Genomic DNA, 21,307 nt, shown 5'->3' on the forward strand with positions numbered 1-21,307 from the left:
GCATGAAAGGGTTCTCGAAGCTGGCCTGGGGCGCGCTGGCGCTGCTGGCCGCGTTCTGCCTGGGCACCGTGGCACTACGGCGTGGCGAACACATCAATGCACTATGGATCGTCGTCGCCGCGGTCTCGATCTACCTGATCGCCTACCGGTTCTACAGCCTGTTCATCGCCGACAAGGTAATGCAGCTGGATCCCACCCGCGCCACGCCGGCGGTGGCCAACAATGACGGCCTGGACTACGTCCCCACCAACAAGCATGTGCTGTTCGGCCACCACTTCGCCGCCATCGCCGGTGCCGGGCCGTTGGTCGGCCCGGTGCTCGCCGCGCAGATGGGCTACCTGCCCGGGCTGCTGTGGCTGGTGGTGGGCGTGGTGTTTGCCGGCGCGGTGCAGGACTTCGTGGTGTTGTTCCTGTCCTCCCGCCGCAACGGCCGCTCGCTGGGCGATCTGGTGCGCGAGGAAATGGGCCAGGTGCCCGGCACCATCGCGCTGTTCGGCGCCTTCCTGATCATGATCATCATCCTGGCGGTGCTGGCGATGGTGGTGGTCAAGGCATTGGCCGAGAGCCCGTGGGGCATGTTCACGGTGATCGCCACCATGCCCATCGCGCTGATGATGGGCGTGTACATGCGCTACATCCGCGTCGGCAAGATCGGCGAGATTTCGGTGGTGGGGCTGATCCTGCTGCTGGCTGCGATCTGGCTGGGCGGCAAGGTCGCTGCCGACCCGACCTGGGGCCCGGCCTTCACCTTTACCGCCAAGCAGATCACCTGGATGCTGATCGGCTACGGCTTCGTCGCGTCGGTGCTGCCGGTGTGGCTGCTGCTGGCACCGCGCGATTACCTGTCCACCTTCCTCAAGATCGGCACCATCCTGGCGCTGGCGATCGGCATCCTGGTGGTGATGCCCGATCTCAAGATGCCGGCGCTGACCCAGTTCGCCTCCACCGGCGATGGCCCGGTGTGGAAGGGCGGCATCTTCCCATTCCTGTTCATCACGATTGCTTGTGGCGCAGTCTCTGGTTTCCATGCGTTGATCGCCTCGGGCACCACGCCCAAGCTGCTCGCCAACGAAGGCCACATGCGCTACATCGGCTACGGCGGCATGCTGATGGAATCGTTCGTGGCAATCATGGCGCTGGTGGCGGCCTCCATCATCGAGCCTGGCATCTATTTCGCCATGAACAGCCCCGCTTCGCTGGTCGGCACCGACACCGTGGCGGTGGCCGCCAAGATCAGCGAGTGGGGCTTTTCGATCACCCCGCAGGTGCTCGAGGCCACCGCACGCGATATCGGCGAACACAGCATCCTGGCCCGCGCCGGCGGTGCGCCCACGCTGGCGGTGGGTATCGCACAGATCCTGCACCAGCTGCTGCCGGGCGAAGACACGATGGCGTTCTGGTACCACTTCGCCATCCTGTTTGAAGCGTTGTTCATCCTGACTGCGGTGGATGCCGGTACGCGTGCGGGCCGCTTCATGCTGCAGGACCTGCTGGGCAACTTCATCCCGGCGTTGAAGAAGACCGAATCCTGGGCCGCCAACATCATCGCCACCGCCGGCTGCGTGGCGCTGTGGGGCTACCTGCTCTACACCGGCGTGATCGATCCGTTCGGCGGCATCCAGACGCTGTGGCCGTTGTTCGGCATCTCCAACCAGATGCTCGCGGGGATCGCGTTGATGCTGGGCACCGTGGTGCTGTTCAAGATGAAGCGCGACCGCTATGCGTGGGTGACCATCGTGCCGGCACTGTGGCTATTGCTGTGCACGACCTATGCCGGGCTGATCAAGATCTTCGACAGCAACCCGGCGCAGGGTTTCCTGGCGCAGGCGCACAAGTTCCAGGCCGCCATCGCCAGCAACACCATCACCGCACCGGCCAAAACGGTGCCGCAGATGCAGCAGATCGTCACCAATGCCTACGTCAACACCGGGCTGACGATGCTATTCCTGTTCGTGGTGGGCTCGATCCTGATCTATGCGGTCAAGACGATCGTGATTGCGCGCCGCAACCCGCAGCGCAGCGACCGCGAAACCCCGTACGTGGCCTTGCAGCCACATCAGATGGCGGACCTGTAATGGGCACCCAACTCGTTCTGGCCAGCCAATATCAGGTGCATCGCCGCATCTGGCGGCGGCTCATCCAGACCGCACGCCTGTGTTGCGGCATTCCCGACTACGACAACTACGTGCGCCACATGCTGGAAAAACACCCCGAAAAACCGGTGATGGATTACCCCGCGTTTTTCCGCGAGCGGCAGGATGCACGCTACGGCGGCAAGAGCGGGTTTCGTTGCTGCTGATCGGCTGATCGGCTGAGTGCCTGATCAGCGAGTGACTGATCATCTAGTGGAACCGCAACAGGGCGCGATGCGAATCGCGCCCTGTTGCGTTGCTAGCGTGAGTTAACCGCAGGGTGCTTGCCTGCCACCGTCGCCGGACGCACCGCAAGGCAGAGCGGCTGATCTGCGGCTTGGCTGCAAGGCCCTTGCCCGCTCACCGTCGCGGGACACGCTGCAAGCTAGAGCGGCTGATCTGAGGCTTGGTTGCAAGGCTCTTGCCCGCTCACCATCGCGGCACACGCCGCAGGTAGCGCGGCTGATCTGCTGCTTTGCTGCAAGGCCCTTGCCCGCCCACCATCGCAGGACACGCTGCAAGCTAGAGCGGCTGATCTGCTACTTGGCTGCAAGGCCCTTGCCCGCCCACCATCGCGGGACACGCTGCAAGTACGTCCTTGTAAGCTCTTACGCGGCATCCATGCCGCGTAAGGTCCCGCGACGGTGAACGGGCAAGGACCCGTCGAGATGGTCGGTGTGCAAGATGCAATCAATGCATGCGATGCTTCTAATTCGCTAACGCTCATGTCGTTGCGATCCCGCAGCAGCAAGCCAATGCAACTAGCGAGATGGCCCGCTTTTTACCTAGCGACCGACCAACTCTCTGGTGCGATGTCCTCACCGATTGCGGGACCGTGTGGCGGCATGGATGCCGCCACCGAGCCCCCAGGGACGGGTTTACGGCGTGTCCCGCAAGCGGTGAGGGCATCGCACGCTCGACCAACTAGGCTTTGATCCAAGAGCGGCCAATAAAACGTAGCGAGCAGTCGTCAGGTGGGGGTGGACGGCGCGGAGGAGCCGGAGTGTACGGGTGGTTCGTGCCGATTCCGAACACCGGTCGCGCCCGCCTGGCGGCTGCACAGCCGTTTTATCAGTTGCTCTGAGCATTCGACTGCAGCCAAACGATGCGACGACGCGACATCCTCACCCAGCGCGCTTTTGCGCGAGCCGCTCGAACAATGCGGGCAAATCGCGCATATCGTCGAATACCTCCAGCACGCCGATCCGACGCAAGGTCTCGCCGTGCCCCTGTGGAATATGCCTGGCACCGGTAAACCCCAACACCTGCATGCCTGCCGCCAGCGCGGCGGTGGCACCGGTTGGGCTGTCTTCGATCACCAGGCAACGCTCCGGGGCGACACCGGCCGTGCGCGCGGCCAGCAGGTACACATCCGGTGCCGGCTTGGGCCGCTCCACCATATCGGCGCTGAAGATGCGCCCGGCCGCACGCGCAGTCAGCCCGGCGCGCTCCACCGAGGCGATCACGTTGTGACGCCGGCTGTTGGAGGCCACCGCCAACGGCAACGGAATCTGCTCCAGCGCCTCGCGCATGCCTGGGATGGGCTGTACTTCGGCGGCGATCAGGGACTCGCTTCGTGCCTGGATCTGCGCCAGCAAGGTGTCTGGCAGCTGCAGCGCAAAGTGTTCTTCCACACGCCGCAACACCTCGCGCGTGGTCTGCCCGAACGTGGTTTCCAGCAGCTGTTCCAGCGGCTCGCTCGGCACAAAAGACGCGAGCGCCTCACGCATCACCCGATCGGCCAATATCTCGCTGTCGACAAGAACACCATCGCAGTCACTGATCAGTAGCTCGTAGCCCATTGCACCCATCTGCTTGCAAAGCGCCATTATGCCGGCCGCCTTGTGACCATTGGCTGTGCCGCGGCGCCTGCGTGACGCTGACCGCATCGGACGACCCCGGGGCTGCACAGCCGCGCAAGCAGGCCGGGCCGTACGCCGACGCTGCTGCAGACGCAGGTTACGAAATCTTACCGCGCCCGATTTTTACAGCTGGTAGGATCGGCCGCGCTGTGGCGGGACTTGCCGCAGCGTCACCAGGAATGCGATCAGGACAAGGAGATTTCGATGCAGACGCGATTCCCCACCCTGCTCGTTCTTGCGACCTCGTTTTTCGCGGTCTCATGTACCGCTTCAGCCGGTGCCAAGGAGCAAACCACCATGTCAGCTACGCTGCAGGACCACACTGTCGCCTTTCGCGACCCAGGCCTGACCGAAATTGCCGGCGCCATCGCACACGGCGATGTCGCACGGATCAAGACACTCGCCCCCACCGTCGATCTTGCCGCACACGGCGATCAGAACGTGACCCTGCTGGAATGGGCGATCTGGAACGAACAACCCACTGCACTGGACGCGCTACTCGATGCGGGCGCAGATCCGTCGCTACCCGGCATGGACCAGGAAACGGTCGTGCACATGGCCGCAATGGCGCAGGACCCGCAGTACCTGAAAATCCTGTTGCAGCACAAGGCACCGATCGATGTGGTCAGCGCGCGTGCCGGCTGGACACCGATATTCCGCGCAGTGCAAAGCAAACGCGATGCACAGATCGGCCTGCTGCTCGATGCCGGCGCCGATGTGAAGCGCGTCGACCATACCGGCAACAGCCTGTTGCATGTGGCGGCACAGAGCGGCGCCGCGAGCCCGGTTGTCCTTCAACTGCTCCAAGCCGGCGCGGACCCCACCGTGCGCAATGCGCAACAGAAGACCTTCCAGGCGTATTTCTTCACCACGCCGGATCGCCTGCTCAATGCAGCTGGCCTGCAGGTCAGATCGGATGTGCGCGCGTGGTTGAGCGCGCACAACATTCCCGTGGAAAGCAGCCGCTAAGCGCGCTTTTCGTACGACGAACGCAAGGAGCCGCGCATGAGCCCGCCAGATACATCGTCTTCCATTCCCGCATCCACCCCGTTTGCAGAATCGATGCGGGGACAACACCCTCAACCGCAGGATCGGCAGTTTCCCGAATTGCTGCAGGACCTCTACGCCACCGCGAACCAGCGTCGCGAGGGCGGCGCCGAGACCTTTGCCCCCTTGGCCAACGGCTGGTCGCGCATGGACGATAGCGCGCTGCAGCAGGCCGGCATCGATCCTGCACTGCTGCACGACGCCAAGAGCGGTTTCGATGCCGCGTTCTACCGCAATGACCAGGGTCAGGTCGTACTTGGCTTCTGCGGCACCGACGAAGGCAAGGACTGGAAACACAATATCGGCCAGGGCCTGGGGTTCGACGACGCGCAGTACGCGTCGGCAATCCAGCTCGGCAGCCAGGCACGGCAGGCATTCGGCGATCAGGTGGTCATTTCCGGCCATTCGTTGGGCGGTGGCCTGGCCGCAGCCTCTGCCATGGTCAATGACATCCCGGCCGTGACCTACAACGCAGCCGGCGTCAACGATCGCACGCTCGAACGCCAGGGTCTGGATGCATCGGCAGCCAAGGACTACGCCAGCAGCGAGTTGATCCGCGGCTATCACGTCAAGAATGAAATCCTGACCCACCTGCAGGAAGACAGCATCCCGCTGAAGTGGACGATGCCCAACGCCGCCGGCCATCAGATCGAGTTGCCGGAGCCGGACCCGCTATCGTTCGGACAGCGCCTGGTGCCCGGCATGATGCTCAAGCATCGCCTGGACCTGCATGGTATGGATTCGGTGATCAAGGCCCAGGACATGCAGGCCTCGGAGCAGACCCGTGGCGCCTCCCTGCAACCTGGCAGCCAGTTGTTCAACGATGCGGTGGTGCAGCTGGATGGCCAGCGCGAAAGGCTCGGGCTGCGCGACGACACCGCATTTATCAACACGGCGGCCAGCGTGGCGGCACGTGCGGGCAATGATGGCCTGCAGCGGATCGATCACCTGGTTCCCAACCGCAACGGCGACAGCCTGATCGCGGTCCAGGGACGCATGGACGACCCCACCCATCTGCGCAGCCATGTGCAGACTGCTGCTGCCGCCAACGAGCCTGCACATGGCAATGTCAGCCAGCTGCAGCAGCACAATCAACAGCAGGCCCAGCCGCCTGTGCAGCAGCAGGAAGAGCAGCGCAGGGGGATCCAGCAGTAATCCGGATCGCCGAGCGTGCAGGCAGACGTCTTGCAGGATCGCGACTGCCGGCGCCACTTCTGTGATCTCGCACTCGACAGCGGTGCCCGCGCGTGTGTTGCGGAGCCAGCCGGTGCGGTGGCGCTGTTCCGTCGAACAGCTCCACCGCATCGGCGGGTGTCCCACCCCAGCTACCCGGCCCCTGCCATCGCCCGCAGGGTGATGCCGACCAGATAGGCCAGGTAGGTGCCGGTGGCATAGCCCATCGTGCCCAGTAACACCCCCACCGGCGCCAACGCCGGGTGGAAGGCAGCGGCAACCACCGGCGCGGACGCCGGGCCGCCGATATTGGATTGGGAGCCGATGGCGAAATAGAAGAACGGCACCCGCAGCCAGCGACCCAGGCCCCACAGCAGGGCGATGTGCACTGCGATCCAGATCAAGCCAAGCAGGAACAGCCAGGGGCGGTCCAGCAGCGCCAGCAAATCCATCTGCATGCCGATGCAGGCGATCAGGAAATACAGCATCAGCGCGCCGATCCTGGAGGCACCGGCGCCTTCGAGATTGCGTGCGCGGGTGAAGCTCAGCAGCAGCCCCAGGCTGGTGGCCAGCACCACCACCCAGACGAACGGCGTGTCCAGACTGAACTGGGCGGCCCAGCTCAGCTGCGCCTTGCACCACGCGGCCAGCGGGGTGGCCAGCGCATGCGCCAGGCCGACACCGCCAAAGGCCACTGCCACGATCACCATCAGGTCGGTCAGGCTGGGAATCCGCGCATGCTCGGCCTGGAAGCGCGCCATGGGCTCCTGCAGCGCATCCAGCGCGCGCGTGTCGGCGCCGCTGCGCGCATCGATCGTTCGGGCACGCCCGGCCATGAAGATCAGCACTGCCATCCAGACATAACCGACCCCGACATCGACCACCGCGAACTGACCGAACGTGGTCGCGTCCACGTTGAAGACCTCGCGCATCGCCAGCATGTTGGCGCCGCCGCCGATCCAGCTACCCGCCAACGCCGCCATGCCCGCCCAGGTATCGCCCGCCACGGTGGCCGGATGCAGCCAGCGCATCACCCAGAATGCCACCACGGCGCCCAGCATGATGCTCAGCGACGCCCCGAGGTACATGGCCACCAGCTTGGGCCCCAGGCCGAGGATCGCGCGAAGATCGATGCTCAACGTGAGCAGGATCAGCGCGGCCGGCAGCAATACGTCGCGGGCGATGGGGTTGTACAGCCGGGTGGTGGCACCGTCGATCAGACCGATGGTGTTGTAGATGCCCGGCAGCAGGTAGCACAGCAGCAAGGCCGGCACCACGGCGTAGAACCGACGCCAAGGCCCCTGCTCGCGCGACGACGTCCAGAACACGGCGCCCAGGGTGGCGGCGATCAGGCCGAAGACCACGATGTCGTTCTGGATCAAGGCAGTCACAGGTGCAGTCACGACAGGCGGTGATCCGGCAGGAGGGCCGCCAATGCGGATCGAACCACGGCGGCCGATGACAGCGAATCTAACCGACGATGGCGATGGCGCAAACCCTCTACACCGCGCACGCCTGGTTCACGGGCAGCGATCGGGTTGACATAGTCGTTCGGGCCTCGGGCCATTGGCAGGCACCACGAGCGGGCACCTGCGAATGACCCAACGCGACGTACTCGCCTGCTGGCATGGCGCAAGGTCATGTGCCCGGCCTGTCGCGGCTGACGACTTCACGCCCGGCAAAAGCGTCTGCAGTCGTGCGACCGCAGTGCGCAAGACCTCATTCCGCCCCCTCCAGGGCGATGCCGGACCGCCCTTGCAAGCAAGGCAAGTCAGCAGCAATGGCGCTCAGCCGTAGCGACGCACCACCCGCTCGCCGTCGGCCGTATCCAGTACCACGCCGCTGGGCTGGCCGGTGGTCAGGCAGTGCAGCTTGGCCATCAGCTCGGCATTTTCCAGGGCACCTTGCTCGCGCAGGTAACGCAGCGGCGACCATTGCGGGCGGGTGACCCACCAGCCGCCCTGCTCGGGATGGATGCGTACGACGTAGCGAGATTCGTCCATATGGCCTCCGGCCAGTAGGTGCCGCGCTCGAACGATGGTGCGATGCCGCGCGGGAGAAGCGCATCACACCGGGGATCTGGGAACCAGCTCTGGCAGCCAAGCCAACTTGCCCTTACTCAAGGGGCCGCGGGAGAGTGGCCGAGGGCTCCGCGTTTGGCATAACCAGCATGCAGATTTGCTAATGGCAATGCCGTCGGGCGGACACTGGCGGCTGAGTAGGAAAATTCTTACGTGACACAGTTCACATCAAAGGCTACATTCCGACAAACGGAGTGAAGAAATCGTCACACACCGCCGTCATAGAGAGCGTGGACGGCGCGTCAGGAGAACCGGCGCTCATAGACACTGCCTCGGGGGAGGGGTTTCGCATGCATCTGCTCAGAAAGTTCCAGTTTCCGGTCAAGACCGCGATGGTGGTGGGCTATGTCCTGGTGGTCAGGGAAGCCCTGGTGCTGTGGTCCTGATCGGGCTTGGCTACATCGAGGCGTAAGCTGCCGGGTATCGCCGATCGATACCCGACGTTGCGTCTCACTCGCGGTCCACCCAACCGCGCTGGCGTGCCGCCTCCAGGTCGCTGGGGGTGTCCACATCCAGCGCCAGCGCCGGCGCGCTGATGCAGCCCAGGGTTTCTACATCCAGGCCTGCGAACAGGCCGCGCAAGCCGTTGTCGCCGGTCAGCGCCACGTCTGCCCAGGCGGCATGCGTGACCACGGCCGGGATGCCGCGCACACCGGCGTAGCCGCTGGTAGCACACCCGGAACTGGCCCGATCGGCCTCCTCCAGCAGGGCCCGCAGATGCGGCGCGTCCAATGCCGGTTGGTCGCAGCCCAGGATCAGGCTACGGCGCAGAGCGGCGTCGCCCTGGATATGCCGGCGCAACGCCGCAAGGCTGGACCCCATGCCATCGGACCAGTCCGCGTGCGTCAGCACTTCCACCTCAAGCCCGTGCAGCACCTCGGCAAGCCTGTCCGCATCCGCCCCCAGCACGACGACGCACCGGCGTGGCGCGGTCTGTAATGCGATACGTGCCGCACGTCGCAGCAACGTTTCGCCATCGCGCATCAGCAATTGCTTGGAACGTCCCAGCCGCCGTCCGGCACCGGCAGCCAATAGCAACGCCGCATGATCGTTGCTCATGCTCCAGGATCGCGTTGCATGGATTTAAGCGCTTGCCTGCAGCGTCGTGGCAAGGCCGAGGCTGACATAGAGCGTGGGCGGTGGCGCGGTTGGCGCGTGCGGCAGGCTGATGCATGCGAGTCGATGACGCATCGATCGCAGAGCACGTCGTCACTGGAAACAAAGACAGGAGACATGGCGACGTCTTACAAAGTGGAGACGAACCCAGCGTAGAGATCGGACTGTGCGTGCGAGGTGACTGCACACGGCAACCGCGGCATTGCGTGCTCGCGTAGTACGCGCATGACGCACATTGCGCGCAGCGCTGGAACGCTCTGCGTTCGTGATGCCCGGTCCTGTCAGCTGTCACGCACGGGCTTGGCACACATCAGAAGCGCGTTGCGCAGATGCACGCGCCGCACTGGATCAAGCGCAATGCCATTGGCGCAGCGCACTCACGGCAATCCACTTGGCGGCGGCAACACCGCCACCGGACGTGCGAGGCCAGGTTTCCATCGAATCGTGGCCGTGTGCAGGCGTATCGGATGCGCCTCGTGGGCATAGATCTGCCGCTTGTTCGTGAAGCAACACGGGCGCCAGACGCGCCCCCTTGTTGCGAACGTTATCTATGTGCGTGCACGCCTGCGAAACTGACCTGCACGTCCGCTACTGCCTGCGTGGCTTCGGCGATGATGCCGAGCGCGATGGTGTGCGGCGACGACCATCCCATGCGCCAGCCGGCAGGCAGCCGCAGGCGCGCGAGTGCTGCATCGTCATGCCCGAGGGCGCGCAGTGCCTGCAGGCGCGCTTCGCGCTTGTGCCGGCTGCCCAGGATCCCGATGCACGCAACGTTGGATGCCAGGCCGCGAGATGCAACCTGCAGGTCGATCTCGCTATCGTGCGCCAGGCTGTACAACGCAGTGTTGGCGTCCAGCTGCAAGGCCACGAGCGCATCGCCCAGCGCGCGGCGATCGTAGTGTTCCGGCGCCAGACCGGGCGGCGGTTCGCTGGGGCCGTGCGGCCGCAGGACACGCAGTTCAAAGCCCATCTGGCTGGCCAGGGACACCAGCACCAGTAGCGCCGGATCGGCACCCACCACCACCACCCGCAACGGAGGGCGATGCACACGCACGAATTCGCTCGCATGCGCGTCCTGGGCGCTAACGGGATAGCGTACCGCCCCGGTCATGCGATCAAGCGCAACATGAAATGCACGCCGGTGCTGGCGTGCATTGCGCCAACGTGCCAGGTGCTCCGCCAGATCCGGCACCGGCCACACCAGCACCCCAATGCGTCCACCACAGCTGAGCTGGATATCCAGCACCTCGCTACCTTCGCCGTAGTCCAGCCAGCGTGGCCGCCCATCGCGCAGGGCAGCCAATGCTTCGTGCGTCACGGCCGCTTCCACGCAACCGCCGGACACATAGCCAGCCACCCTGCCGTCGGCGCTGATCGCCATCTCGCTGCCCAGTGGCCGCGGCGAGGATCCCTGCACATCGATCAAGGTGGCCATCGCAACGCGCTGCCCGGCACGCTGCCAGGCCGTCAAGACCGGCAGCAAATCCTCGTGCAAGGCATAGCCCGGCCACGCTGGCCACGCCGAGTCGGCCGGCGCCCCCTGCGTAACCGGTGCGACGACCGCGCTCACGCGCGCAGCGACTCGGGCAGGTGCGGCAGCAGCTTCTCGAGCGTGACCGGGTAATTGCGCACGCGCACCCCGGTGGCGTGATAGACCGCATTGGCGATCGCCGCCGCCACGCCGCAGATGCCAAGCTCGCCCACGCCTTTGGCCTTCATCGGCGAGGACATCGGGTCGCTTTCTTCCAGGAAGATCACCTCCTGGTGCGGGATATCCGCATGCACCGGCACTTCATATCCGGCCAGATCGTGGTTGACGAAGAAGCCGAAGCGTTTGTCCACCGCCAGCTCTTCCATCAACGCCGCACCCGCACCCATCGTCATGCCGCCGATGACCTGGCTGCGCGCCGACTTGGGGTTAAGGATGCGCCCGGCGGCGCAGACCGCAAGCATGCGGCGAATGCGTATTTCCGCAGTGGCGATATCCACGCCGACCTCGACAAAATGCGCACCGAAGGTGGACAGCTGCTGTTTCTTCGCCAGGTCGCCGAATTCGATCTTGTCTTCCACCATCAATGCACCGTTGGCGGCCGCATCGCCAAGCGCGATGCGTTTGCCACCGGCACGCACATGGCCATCGGCGAACTCGGCCTTGGCCGGGTCCAGCCCGAGCCGGGCGGCCACGGCCTCGCGCAATTTCACCGATGCGGCATAGACACCGGCAGTGGAACTGTTCGCCCCCCACTGCCCGCCCGACCCAGCCGACGCGGGGAAACTGGAATCGCCCAGCCGCACATCCACCCAGTCCAGCGGCACGCCCAGCATCTCTGCGGCGGTCTGCGCAATGATGGTGTAGGAGCCGGTGCCGATGTCGGTCATGTCGGTTTCCACCACCACGCGCCCACCCTGCTCCAGCCGCATGCGCGCACCGGATGTCATCACCGGCGCATTGCGAAACGCCGCGGCCACGCCCATTCCGACCAGCCAGCGACCGTCGCGCGTACTGGCAGGCCTGGCACTGCGCCTGGACCACTCGAACCGTTTGGCACCTTCCTCCAGACACTTGACCAGCTGCCGCTGTGAGAAGGGACGCTGCGGATTTTCTGGATCGACCTGGGTGTCGTTGACGACACGGAATTTAACCGGATCCATCTGCAGTTTTTCCGCCATCTCGTCCATGGCGATCTCCAGCGCCATCAGCCCGGGCGCTTCGCCGGGCGCGCGCATCGCATTGCCTTCAGGCAAATCGAGCACGGCCAGGCGCGTGGCAGTCAGTCGATTGGCACCGGCGTACAGCAGCTGGGTCTGCGCGGCGGCGATCTCCGGTTCGCCATCGGGCAGGTCGCCAGACCAGGTTTCGTGGGCGATTGCGGTGAGCTTGCCGTCACGCGCCGCGCCGAGGCGGATGCGCTGTATGGTGGCCGGGCGATGCGTGGTGTTGTTGGCAATCAGCGGCCGCGGCAGCATCACCTTCACCGGGCGCCCAACCTCGCGCGCCGCCAGCGCCGCCAGCACCGCATCGGCACGCAGGAATAACTTGCTGCCGAATCCACCCCCCACGTAAGGCGACATGATCCGCACGTTCTCGCGCGGGATGCCGAGCGTGGTGGCCAGATCACGCGCGCCCCAGGCGATCATCTGGTTCGACGTCCAGACACTGAGCTTGTCGCCTTCCCACATCGCGATCGATGCGTGCGGCTCCATCATTGCGTGCGAGTGATCCGGGGTGGTGTATTCGGCGTCGAGCTGTACCGGTGCCGCGCCAAATGCATTCGCGAAGTCGCCCACGCTGCTATTGGGGGCCCCGCCGGACTTGGTGACCTTGGCAGCGCCGCGCGCCTTTTCCAGATCGTAGGCACCCACGTGGCGACCATACTCCACCTTGATGAGTTGGCCGGCTGCACGCGCCTGCTCGAAGGTCTCCGCAATCACCACGGCAATGGCCTGATGGTAATGCTGGATTTCCGGCCCGCCCAACAGCTTGGCGGTATTGAGCTTGCCCTTGTGCAACGCTCCGGCGTTCTGTGCGGTGACGATGCCCAGCACCCCGGGGGCATTGCGCGCTGCGCTCAGATCGATGCTGCGGATGGTGCCTTTGGCGATGCCTGCACCCACCACATGTCCATAGGCGGCGCGGCCAGGCAGATCGTGATGCTCGTAGGCGTACGGCGCCTGGCCGGTGGTCTTGAGTGGCCCATCGATGCGGTCCACGGGCTTACCCACGATCTTGAGTTGATCGATCGGGTTGGTTCCGGCTGGAGTGTCGAATTTCATGTCAGGCCCTCGCGTCGGCCAGGATCGCAGTCAAGGTGCGTTCGACCAGCGGCACCTTGAATGCGTTGTGTTCGGTGGGCTGTGCGCCTTCCAGCAGCACGGACGCAATGGCGCGCGCGCCCTGGCGCGATTGCGCTTCGGCAGCTTCGCTACGCCAGGGCTTGTGCGCCACGCCACCGACGCCAATACGGGCGGTTCCGTCGCGCTGCACGACGGCAGCCACCGACACCAAAGCAAATGCATAGGACGCGCGATCACGTACCTTGCGATACACATGCGTTCCGCCCAGCGGTTTGGGCAGCGTCACCGAGGTGATCAACTCGCCCCTCTCCAGGACTGTTTCCAGGTGCGGCGTGGTACCCGGCGCGCGATAGAACTCCGCCAGCGGCACTGCACGGGTCTGTCCGTCCGGACGCACGGTGTCCACCACGGCATCCAGTACACGCATGGCGATCGCCATGTCGCTGGGATGGGTGGCGATGCAGGACTCACTGGTGCCGATCACTGCCAACTGCCGATTGAAACCACCAATGGCCGCGCAACCACTGCCGGGCAGGCGCTTGTTGCACGGTTGGTTGGTGTCGTAGAAATACGGGCAGCGCGTACGCTGCAACAGATTGCCTGCGGTGGTTGCACGGTTGCGCAGTTGGCCCGACGCGCCTGCCAACAGCGCGCGCGACAACACCGCATAGTCGCGGCGAACGCGCGCATCGGCAGCCAGATCGGTATTGCGCACCAGTGCACCGATGCGTAATCCACCTTCCGGCGTCGCCTCGATGGTGTCCAGGCTCAAGCCATTGACGTCGATCAAATGCGACGGGGTTTCGATCTGCAGTTTCATCAGGTCCAGCAGATTTGTGCCGCCGGCAATGAATTTGGCCCCGGGTTGACGCGCGGCCTTGGCCGCAGCATCGGCTGGCGATGTAGCGCGCTCATAGCTGAAGGCCTTCATGCGCGTTCTCCCGCTACATCGTTGATCGCTTCGACGATATTGGAATACGCACCACACCGGCAGATGTTGCCGCTCATGCGCTCCTGCAATTCCGGGGTGGTGAGCCTGGCCCGGGCGGTGAGGTCTTCAGTCACGTGACTGGGGATGCCACGCTTGACCTCATCCAGCACCGCCACCGCCGAACAGATCTGGCCAGGCGTGCAGTAGCCGCATTGATACCCGTCGTGTTTGACGAATGCAGCCTGCATCGGATGCAACTTGTCCGGCGTTCCCAGGCCTTCGATCGTGGTGACCTTCGCCCCCTGGTGCATCACCGCCAACGACAGACAGGCATTCATGCGATGCCCATCCACGATCACCGTGCATGCACCGCATTGCCCGTGATCGCAGCCTTTCTTGGTGCCGGTCAACTGCAGATGTTCGCGCAGCGCATCCAGCAAGGTGGTGCGGTTATCCAGGGTCAGCGTCACCGGCTTGCCGTTGACCTCGAACGCGACCTGGCTGGACGTATTGGCCGGCTCCGCCGCCTGCCGTTGCGCCACCGCATTGGCAGCCATCGATTGGGTAGCGGCGACACTGGCTGCGGACGCCGTGCCAGCGATCAATACCTCGCGACGGGTCATCTTGATGTCTCTCATGGCTGGCATCTCCAACAATGCTGGCTTGTACAGTTCTTTATCAATGTGCAGGGCCACCGGTCACAGGCGCGTGAGTGCAGCCTGCGCGATCGAGCCTGGGGTCACCCGATTCTAGGGATCGCCTGCACCAGCATTGAAGTTGGAGTCTGCATGCGGTTATGAAACGTGCTCATCATTGGAGGTGTGTTGCCGTGCCGCTGTGTCATTGCGCGATGCGGTGGGACGTCAAGCGTTTGCAGCATCACCTGCGAACCGGGATTTGGGCGACACCTGCATTGCGGCGATGATGCGCGCGCCGCGCATCACCTGTCGGCGCGTCGCCAGCTCGCACGGTAGAGCGGCTGCCAAACCGTAAGCTCGCGGTCGCGGGTGCGCACGGCGCGCAGGAACCGCAGTGGACGCGTGCTACATGCCGCACCAAGCACCGGCCACGCCCGCCTGGCGGTGAGCGCAGTCGGCTTGTTGGCTGTTCAAAACTCCAGCACGATCTTGCCCAGGTGGCCGCCCGCCTTCTGCAGCGCGAATGCCTCGCCGATGGCATCCAGCGGGTAGGCGCGGTCGATCACCGGGCGCAGCGGCAGGCCGTCCAGTGCACGCACCAGATCCTGCTGGTGCCGCCGGCTGCCGACAACCAACCCCTGCAGACGCTGCTGGCGCCCCATCATTTCGGCGGTCGGCACCGGGCCGGCGGCACCGGTCAATACGCCGATCAGGGCGATGTGCCCGCCCACGCGCGCCGCGCGGATCGATTGGGCAAGCGTTCCCGGCCCGCCGACTTCCACCACATGGTCCACACCGCGGCCGTCGGTGATCTCCAGCACCTGCGCAGACCACTGCGCATGCTGCCGATAGTTGATGACATGGTCGGCGCCAAGCGCACGCGCCTTTTCCAGCTTCTGGTCGGATGAGGACGTGGCGATCACAGTGGCGCCCATGGCCTTGGCGAACTGCAGCGCGAAGATCGACACGCCACCGGTGCCCAGCACCAGCACCGTGTCGCCCGCCTTCAGCCCGCCATTGACCACCAGCGCACGCCAGGCGGTGACGCCGGCGGTGGTCAGGGTGGCGGCCTGCGCATGGCTATAACCGGCCGGCGCATGCGTGAACGCGGTTGCGGCCGCCACGACCGCAGACCGCGCATAGCCATCGACCCCGTCGCCTGGCGTGGTCGCAAACCCGGCCTGCAGCGGCTCACCGTCCAGCCACTGCGGAAAGAAGGTGGACACCACATGATCGCCCACGGCGAACTCGCTGACCTCCGGCCCCACCGCTTCCACCACACCGGCACCGTCGGACATGGGAATGCGCCCGTCTGCGGTCGGCATGTGCCCAAGCACGACGCCCAGGTCATGGAAGTTGAGCGAACTTGCCTGAAGGCGCACGCGGATCTGACCACGCGCAGGCTGCCCGGGATCGGGCATGTCGACCAAATGCAGTGCATCCAGGCCGGCGGGATGCGATAGACGAATGGCGCGCATTGGGGGCTCCTGAAGTGTGATCCAGGGACTGGATAGCATGCATGCCGTGATGCGAATGCAGTCGAGCTGGCTTGCATCGGTGTGCGCGGGATGCCGTGCGTCGCAGGCGCATCGTGCGCCGCCGTCAACCGAGCTGTTGCGCCCTGGTGAGCGGCCAATCACAGATCCGCATGCTGCCCCGGCGTCTGCACACGATTGCCGCGAGGCGCGCATAGGCTGGCACACCGGTTGCATCACCCTGCTGGACAGACAGGGAGCCACAGTGACGTCAACGACAAAGCGGCGGCGGCAACGTGCACAGCGCATCGCGTTGTGCTTCGTGCTGGTCGTGTCGTGGATGCTGTTGCTCGGGTCCGAATACTGGTCCATTCACGAGGAACGTGCGAGCGCACTGCGTAGTGCGGAGACGCAGTCGTCAAACCTGGCCAACTCGCTGGCGCAGCATGCCAGCGATACCTTGTCGATCGCCGATGCCGTGCTGTCGGGACTGGTGGCGCGTGTCGAACACGACCAGGGCGCTGCACGCGCGGGCGTGGCGATGCACGATTTCCTGGTGCGCGAGGCACGCCGCTCGGACCGGCTGCATGGCATCTTCATCTACGCCGCCGATGGCAGCTGGGTGAGTTCGTCGCTGGACAGCACGCCCCGAACGCACAACAACGCCGACCGCGCCTATTTCAAGTATCACCGCGATCACCGCGATGCGCTGTCGCTGGTCGGCCCACCGGTGCAGAGCCGCTCCGATGGCAGCTGGGTGATGACACTCAGCCGCCGGCTCAACACGCCCAACGGCGAGTTCGCCGGCGTGGTACTGGTCACGCTGCAATTGAAGTATTTCCAGCATTACTACAGCACGTTCGACGTGGGGCCGCATGGCACCATCGGCATGATCAACGACGACGGCATCGTGCTGGTACGCCGGCCCGACCGACAGGGCGTGGTGGGCGCCTCGATCGCCGGCACCTCCATCTATGTCACCATGCGCGCACGCAAGCACGGTACCGCAACCTATCGCTCGCCGATCGATGGTGTGGAGCGTATCTCCAGCTTCGCGCCGGCGCGCCCGTATCCACTGACCGTGTTGACCGGCGTTTCGGTAGACGACGCGCTGGCAAGCTGGCGGCAAGCAGCACAGCAGCGCATCGTGATCGCCACGCTCGGCTGCATGCTGCTGCTTGGCGTGGGGATCTGGCTGGACCTGCAGCTGCGCCGCATGCACCGCAACGAAGACCGGCTCAGCTCCGAGGCCTGGGTGGACGCGCTCACCGGCATCGCCAACCGCCGTGCGTTCGACCACCGGCTATCGCAGGCCTTGCAGGATGCCGTGCGCCAACAGTCGCCGTTATCGGTCCTGATGATCGATGTCGATCATTTCAAGCTCTACAACGACAGCTATGGGCATGTGAACGGCGATGCCTGCCTGCGCCTGATTGCCGGCGCCATCGCCGCTTGCTCGCGCCGCAGCGATGATGTTGCCGCCCGCTACGGCGGCGAAGAATTCGCCATGATCCTGCCGCATACCGACGCGGCCGGTGCGCTGCGCCTGGCTGATACGGTGCGTAGCGCCGTGGCCGAACTCGGCTTGATGCATCTGCCCAGCCCGACCAGCGCGCACGTCACCGTCAGTGTGGGCGCCGCCACCTTTGAGCCGGGCGAAGCTCCCCGCACCCCGGATGCGATCGTGCACGACGCCGATTCTGCGCTGTATCGCGCCAAGCAAGGCGGGCGCGATCGGACCTCTGCGTGAGTTGCCAGCGGGCTCCGTGTCCGGCCTGAGTGCGCACTGGTATTCCTGCCGGGCAGTACGTGGGCACCAGGTGCGGTGGAGGTGCGTGTTGCACACCCATCTACGGCTGGAAATCGATGATGGCCAGCGTGCCTTGGGTAGTGGAGGACTCCAGATGCAGCCGCCATCCGAAGCGTTCGCAGATCCGGCGGGTGAGGAACAGGCCCAGTCCCGCACCGCCGCCCTGCTTGACCGACTGCTTCAACGATGCGGTGTAGCGCTGCGCGGCTAATGCAGTATCGAAGCCGTCGCCGGAATCGCGAATGCTCAGGCGATGGCCGTGCAGACTCACCTCGATCTGGCCCACATAGGTGTGATCGGCCGCGTTGCGCAACAGATTGCCCACCGCGATGCGCACCATCGATTCGGGCGCATGCAGCGTGAGCGGCTCCAGCGCGCTGATGCAGTACTCCACCGGTTTGGCAGACACCAGATACAGATGATCCTGCACCAGCTCCGGCAGCAGCCCGTGCAGGATGGTCACCTGCTGACGCTCGGCGGGCGTTGGCTCGCGTGACAGGTAGAGCAGCGCTTCCATGATGCGGGTGAGGTTGTCCACCGCCTCATCGATGCGATGCAGCGGCCCTTGCGCCCGTTCCGGCAGCTGCTGCTTGTGCAGGACATCGGCCGCACCGGAAATCACCGCCAGCGGTGTGCGGAACTCGTGACTGGCCTGATCCAGCAGGCTGCGTTCGCGTTCGATCGCGCGCTCCACGCGCTCCAGATGCGCATTGGCTTCGCGCGCGATGGTGTTGAGCTCGCTCTTGCGGTAATCGGTGGGCAGCCGCTGCGCCGGTTGCAGCGGATCCAGCAGGCGCATGCGTCTGGCAAGGTCCTGCACCGGGCGCGCAAAGCCCAGAACCAGCCACCAGATCACCAACCCGATCATCGCCAGATTGCAGATGAAGAACAGCACACTGAGCTGCACGCCGCCATTTTGTTTGTCCTCCAGCGCGGTCAGTTCGATGCTCATGACCAACCGCCCCTGCGGCACGGCGGTCACCAACGCCGAATAGCTGCGGTCGTGGCGGGCGCTGTCGGCATCGCTGGCGAACGGCCCCCAGTGCGGCCGCACGATGGAGAGCAGTTTTGCCAGCAGGGAGGGGTCGCCCTGCGTATCCAGCTGGCCTTCCCCGTAATAGCCCGGCGCCAGCCCGGCGAAGAAGGCGGGCATGTCCGCAGGCAGCGGTGCGCCCGGCTGTAGTAGCCAGCCCTTGACCGGGCCGCTACGCGGTATCGCCTGCCGCAGCTCTTCCGGCGGCAGGCGAGTGAGGTTTTGCGTGCTTACCGTCAGCAATTGCCGCCAGATCGGGTCTTCGATCAACTCCTGACTCAGGAAACCCTGCACCGACATCCCCAACGCCAGCACGACACACGACAGCAACAAGCTGGCGCTGATCAACCATTGCAGGCTGCGCAGGCGAGCGCCGCGGCTCATTCGGCAGCCCCGCCCAGGCGATAGCCGATACCGGTCACGGTGTGCAGCAACTTCTGCTCGCCCTCGTGATCCAGCGCGCGCCGCAGCACATGCATATGCGAGCGTAGCAGGTCGCCTTCGGGCAACGCATCGCCCCAGATCAGTTGCTCCAGCCGGTCGCGCCGCACCACCCGTGGCGATTCCCGCATCAATAGCTCAAGCACCCCACGCAAGGTGCCCGACAGCACCACGCTCCGTGTCCCGCGCGCGATCGCCAGGCGATCCAGGTCGTAGCGCATATCGTGCACCTGCAACACGTTGCCGGCCGTTGCGCTGGCGCGGGCACGGCTCACCATGACCCGCAACCGGATTTCCAGTTCCGGCAGCGCGACCGGCTTGACCAGATAGTCGTCGGCGCCATTCTCGAAGCCCAGCAGCTTGCCTTCCAGTTGATCCTTGGCGGTGAGCATGATGATAGGCGTGCGACAGGCATGTTCTTCGCGCAACTTGCGCAACACACTCATGCCGTCCATGCGCGGCAGCATCCAGTCCAGGATGATCGCGTCGTAGCGATTGCCGATGGCCAGATTCAGGCCCGACTGCCCATCCGGCGCGGCGTCGGGACGGTGACCGCAGGCTTCCAGGTAATCAAAGATATTGGCCGCCAGCGCCCGGTTGTCTTCGATGATGAGGACCTGCAGAACCTGCGTGGTAGCGACCGGGTGCGTTATCGACATGGCAACTCTCAGGAAGAGGAACATCATACGCAGCGCACGGTCCAGCGCATCGACCAGCGCTTGCAGGCCAGATCGTCGCGGTCCTGCCTGCAAGCGCCGGCGCTCAGCCATGCAGCAACCAGCGCAGTGCGGCGGCCACCCCGGCAATCAAGCCAAGCGTGGTCAGCAACAGGCCCAGATTGATCGTCCATTTGAGCAGCACGTAGAGCGGGCGGTACTGCGCACGTAGGCGCTTGCCATAGGCCATCGCTGGCGCAACGCCGGCATACAGGGCGCTCACCGGGCCACGCCGGTCACGCGCGTCGTTGGGCGTCCTCGCCGCGCGCGCCAGCTGGCTGTAGGCGAGATTGAACAGCCGCCCCGGCCAGTGCATCGGCCGCTCTACATCGCACATCAGGATCAAGCGTGGTGCATCGGTGTCGTTGCGCACGAAATGCAGATAGGTTTCGTCAAACACGAAGGCCTCACCGTCTTGCCAGTGGCGGGCCTGTCCGTCGACGTTGATGAAGCACTGCGCTGCATTCGGCGTCGCCAGGCCCAGGTGATAGCGCAGCGAGCATCCCAGTGGATCGGCATGCGGGGTGAGCACCGAGTGCGGCGGCAACACGGCAAACATTGCCGCGCGGATCTGCGGATGGGCGGCCAATACCTCCAGGGTGCGTGGACAACTGGCACGTGCCGAGGCATGCGGGGCGCCATACCAGCGCAGGTAGTAGCGGCTCCAGCCATGTTTGTAGAAGGTGCGGAACCCGACATCGAATGAGGCCGGCGAGCCTTCGCGGCGCGCCTGCTCGAAGCTGCCACCGGCCACCAGCGCCAGGGCTTCATCGCGGATGCACTGCCAGTGCTGGGCCAGTGCCGGAAGCGTGCGGTACATCTGCACTGGCACGAACGGCCCGCGCGCCCCCGCGCGGGTGAAGGCATACAGGATGACGTTAGCCAGCGCGAACACCGGCCAGCTCTTGCGCAGGTACTGGCGCAGGCTGGCGTAGCGCGCCTGCCCACGAAAGCGGTAAACGTAGGTCATCGCCGCAATCCAGCTGGCGAGGACGCAGACCAGCACGGTCATGATCATGGCAGCGCGGCCGTCGCTGCGCCGCGCTGCGTGCGCTCG

At 65.1% G+C, this 21,307-nt stretch carries 17 protein-coding genes and 1 other RNA gene; 5 read left to right on the forward strand and 13 right to left on the reverse strand.

Annotated elements, in window-relative coordinates:
* The first annotated feature begins 2 nt into the window (after positions 1 to 2).
* Positions 3 to 2,075, forward strand: a complete 2,073-nt coding sequence (locus A7D17_RS00100; protein ID WP_064507230.1) for a carbon starvation CstA family protein — start codon at positions 3 to 5, stop codon at positions 2,073 to 2,075.
* The gene (locus tag A7D17_RS00105; protein WP_064507231.1) at positions 2,075 to 2,299 is read left to right on the forward strand and encodes a YbdD/YjiX family protein; all 225 of its coding nucleotides are present in this window, start codon (positions 2,075 to 2,077) and stop codon (positions 2,297 to 2,299) included. Before A7D17_RS00100 ends, A7D17_RS00105 begins: the two co-directional genes overlap by 1 nt.
* A gap of 777 nt (positions 2,300 to 3,076) precedes the next feature.
* Here the strand turns inward: A7D17_RS00105 and A7D17_RS00110 are convergent.
* Together A7D17_RS00110 and A7D17_RS00115 are read right to left on the reverse strand one after the other, a co-directional pair.
* Positions 3,077 to 3,152: non-coding RNA, sX9 sRNA (locus A7D17_RS00110), on the reverse strand.
* A gap of 104 nt (positions 3,153 to 3,256) precedes the next feature.
* Positions 3,257 to 3,961, reverse strand: coding sequence for an HAD family hydrolase (locus tag A7D17_RS00115; protein WP_064507232.1), 705 nt, complete (start codon positions 3,959 to 3,961; stop codon positions 3,257 to 3,259).
* Positions 3,962 to 4,153: 192 nt separating this feature from the next.
* On the opposite strand from A7D17_RS00115, the gene A7D17_RS00120 reads away from it, so the two are divergent.
* Positions 4,154 to 4,963, forward strand: coding sequence for an ankyrin repeat domain-containing protein (locus tag A7D17_RS00120; RefSeq protein WP_161946507.1), 810 nt, complete (start codon positions 4,154 to 4,156; stop codon positions 4,961 to 4,963).
* 36 nt (positions 4,964 to 4,999) lie between these two features.
* Entirely contained in the window at positions 5,000 to 6,196 is a 1,197-nt protein-coding gene (locus A7D17_RS00125) for a Tle-like phospholipase domain-containing protein (protein ID WP_064507233.1), read from the forward strand.
* 170 nt (positions 6,197 to 6,366) lie between these two features.
* On the opposite strand, the gene A7D17_RS00130 is transcribed toward A7D17_RS00125, so the two are convergent.
* The 8 genes from A7D17_RS00130 to A7D17_RS00170 form a co-directional block, all read right to left on the reverse strand.
* Positions 6,367 to 7,617, reverse strand: a complete 1,251-nt coding sequence (locus A7D17_RS00130; RefSeq protein ID WP_064507234.1) for a DUF819 family protein — start codon at positions 7,615 to 7,617, stop codon at positions 6,367 to 6,369.
* 384 nt (positions 7,618 to 8,001) lie between these two features.
* Positions 8,002 to 8,217 (reverse strand): hypothetical protein, encoded by a 216-nt coding sequence (locus A7D17_RS00135; RefSeq protein WP_029220776.1) that lies wholly within the window; start codon positions 8,215 to 8,217, stop codon positions 8,002 to 8,004.
* A gap of 528 nt (positions 8,218 to 8,745) precedes the next feature.
* Entirely contained in the window at positions 8,746 to 9,354 is a 609-nt protein-coding gene (locus A7D17_RS00145) for a nucleotidyltransferase family protein (protein ID WP_064507235.1), read from the reverse strand.
* 601 nt (positions 9,355 to 9,955) lie between these two features.
* On the reverse strand, positions 9,956 to 10,981 hold the full coding sequence (locus tag A7D17_RS00150; protein WP_064507236.1) for an XdhC family protein: 1,026 nt from the start codon (positions 10,979 to 10,981) through the stop codon (positions 9,956 to 9,958).
* Entirely contained in the window at positions 10,978 to 13,185 is a 2,208-nt protein-coding gene (paoC, locus tag A7D17_RS00155) for an aldehyde oxidoreductase molybdenum-binding subunit PaoC (protein WP_064507237.1), read from the reverse strand. Before paoC ends, A7D17_RS00150 begins: the two co-directional genes overlap by 4 nt.
* 1 nt (position 13,186) lies before the next feature.
* Positions 13,187 to 14,137 carry an FAD binding domain-containing protein gene (locus A7D17_RS00160; RefSeq protein WP_064507238.1) on the reverse strand — a complete coding sequence of 317 codons (951 nt, stop codon included), beginning with the start codon at positions 14,135 to 14,137 and terminating at the stop codon, positions 13,187 to 13,189.
* A complete protein-coding gene (gene paoA, locus A7D17_RS00165; RefSeq protein WP_064507239.1) occupies positions 14,134 to 14,775 on the reverse strand; it encodes an aldehyde dehydrogenase iron-sulfur subunit PaoA in 642 nt (213 codons plus the stop codon). The genes A7D17_RS00160 and paoA overlap by 4 nt, the downstream gene beginning before the upstream one ends.
* A 470-nt stretch (positions 14,776 to 15,245) precedes the next feature.
* Entirely contained in the window at positions 15,246 to 16,253 is a 1,008-nt protein-coding gene (locus tag A7D17_RS00170; protein WP_064507240.1) for a zinc-dependent alcohol dehydrogenase family protein, read from the reverse strand.
* A gap of 262 nt (positions 16,254 to 16,515) precedes the next feature.
* On the opposite strand from A7D17_RS00170, the gene A7D17_RS00175 reads away from it, so the two are divergent.
* Positions 16,516 to 18,000 (forward strand): GGDEF domain-containing protein, encoded by a 1,485-nt coding sequence (locus tag A7D17_RS00175; protein ID WP_064507241.1) that lies wholly within the window; start codon positions 16,516 to 16,518, stop codon positions 17,998 to 18,000.
* A 100-nt stretch (positions 18,001 to 18,100) separates the two neighbouring features.
* Here the strand turns inward: A7D17_RS00175 and A7D17_RS00180 are convergent, their stop codons facing one another.
* From A7D17_RS00180 to A7D17_RS00190, 3 genes are all read right to left on the reverse strand, one after another.
* Complete coding sequence (locus A7D17_RS00180; RefSeq protein ID WP_064507242.1) at positions 18,101 to 19,477, reverse strand: sensor histidine kinase; 1,377 nt, start codon at positions 19,475 to 19,477, stop codon at positions 18,101 to 18,103.
* Entirely contained in the window at positions 19,474 to 20,157 is a 684-nt protein-coding gene (locus tag A7D17_RS00185) for a response regulator (RefSeq protein ID WP_204377345.1), read from the reverse strand. The genes A7D17_RS00180 and A7D17_RS00185 overlap by 4 nt, the downstream gene beginning before the upstream one ends.
* Before the next feature lie 139 nt (positions 20,158 to 20,296).
* Entirely contained in the window at positions 20,297 to 21,268 is a 972-nt protein-coding gene (locus tag A7D17_RS00190) for an aspartyl/asparaginyl beta-hydroxylase domain-containing protein (protein WP_064507453.1), read from the reverse strand.
* Between the last annotated feature and the right edge of the window lie 39 nt (positions 21,269 to 21,307).

Source organism: Xanthomonas floridensis, assembly GCF_001642575.1.
Taxonomy (GTDB): domain Bacteria; phylum Pseudomonadota; class Gammaproteobacteria; order Xanthomonadales; family Xanthomonadaceae; genus Xanthomonas; species Xanthomonas floridensis.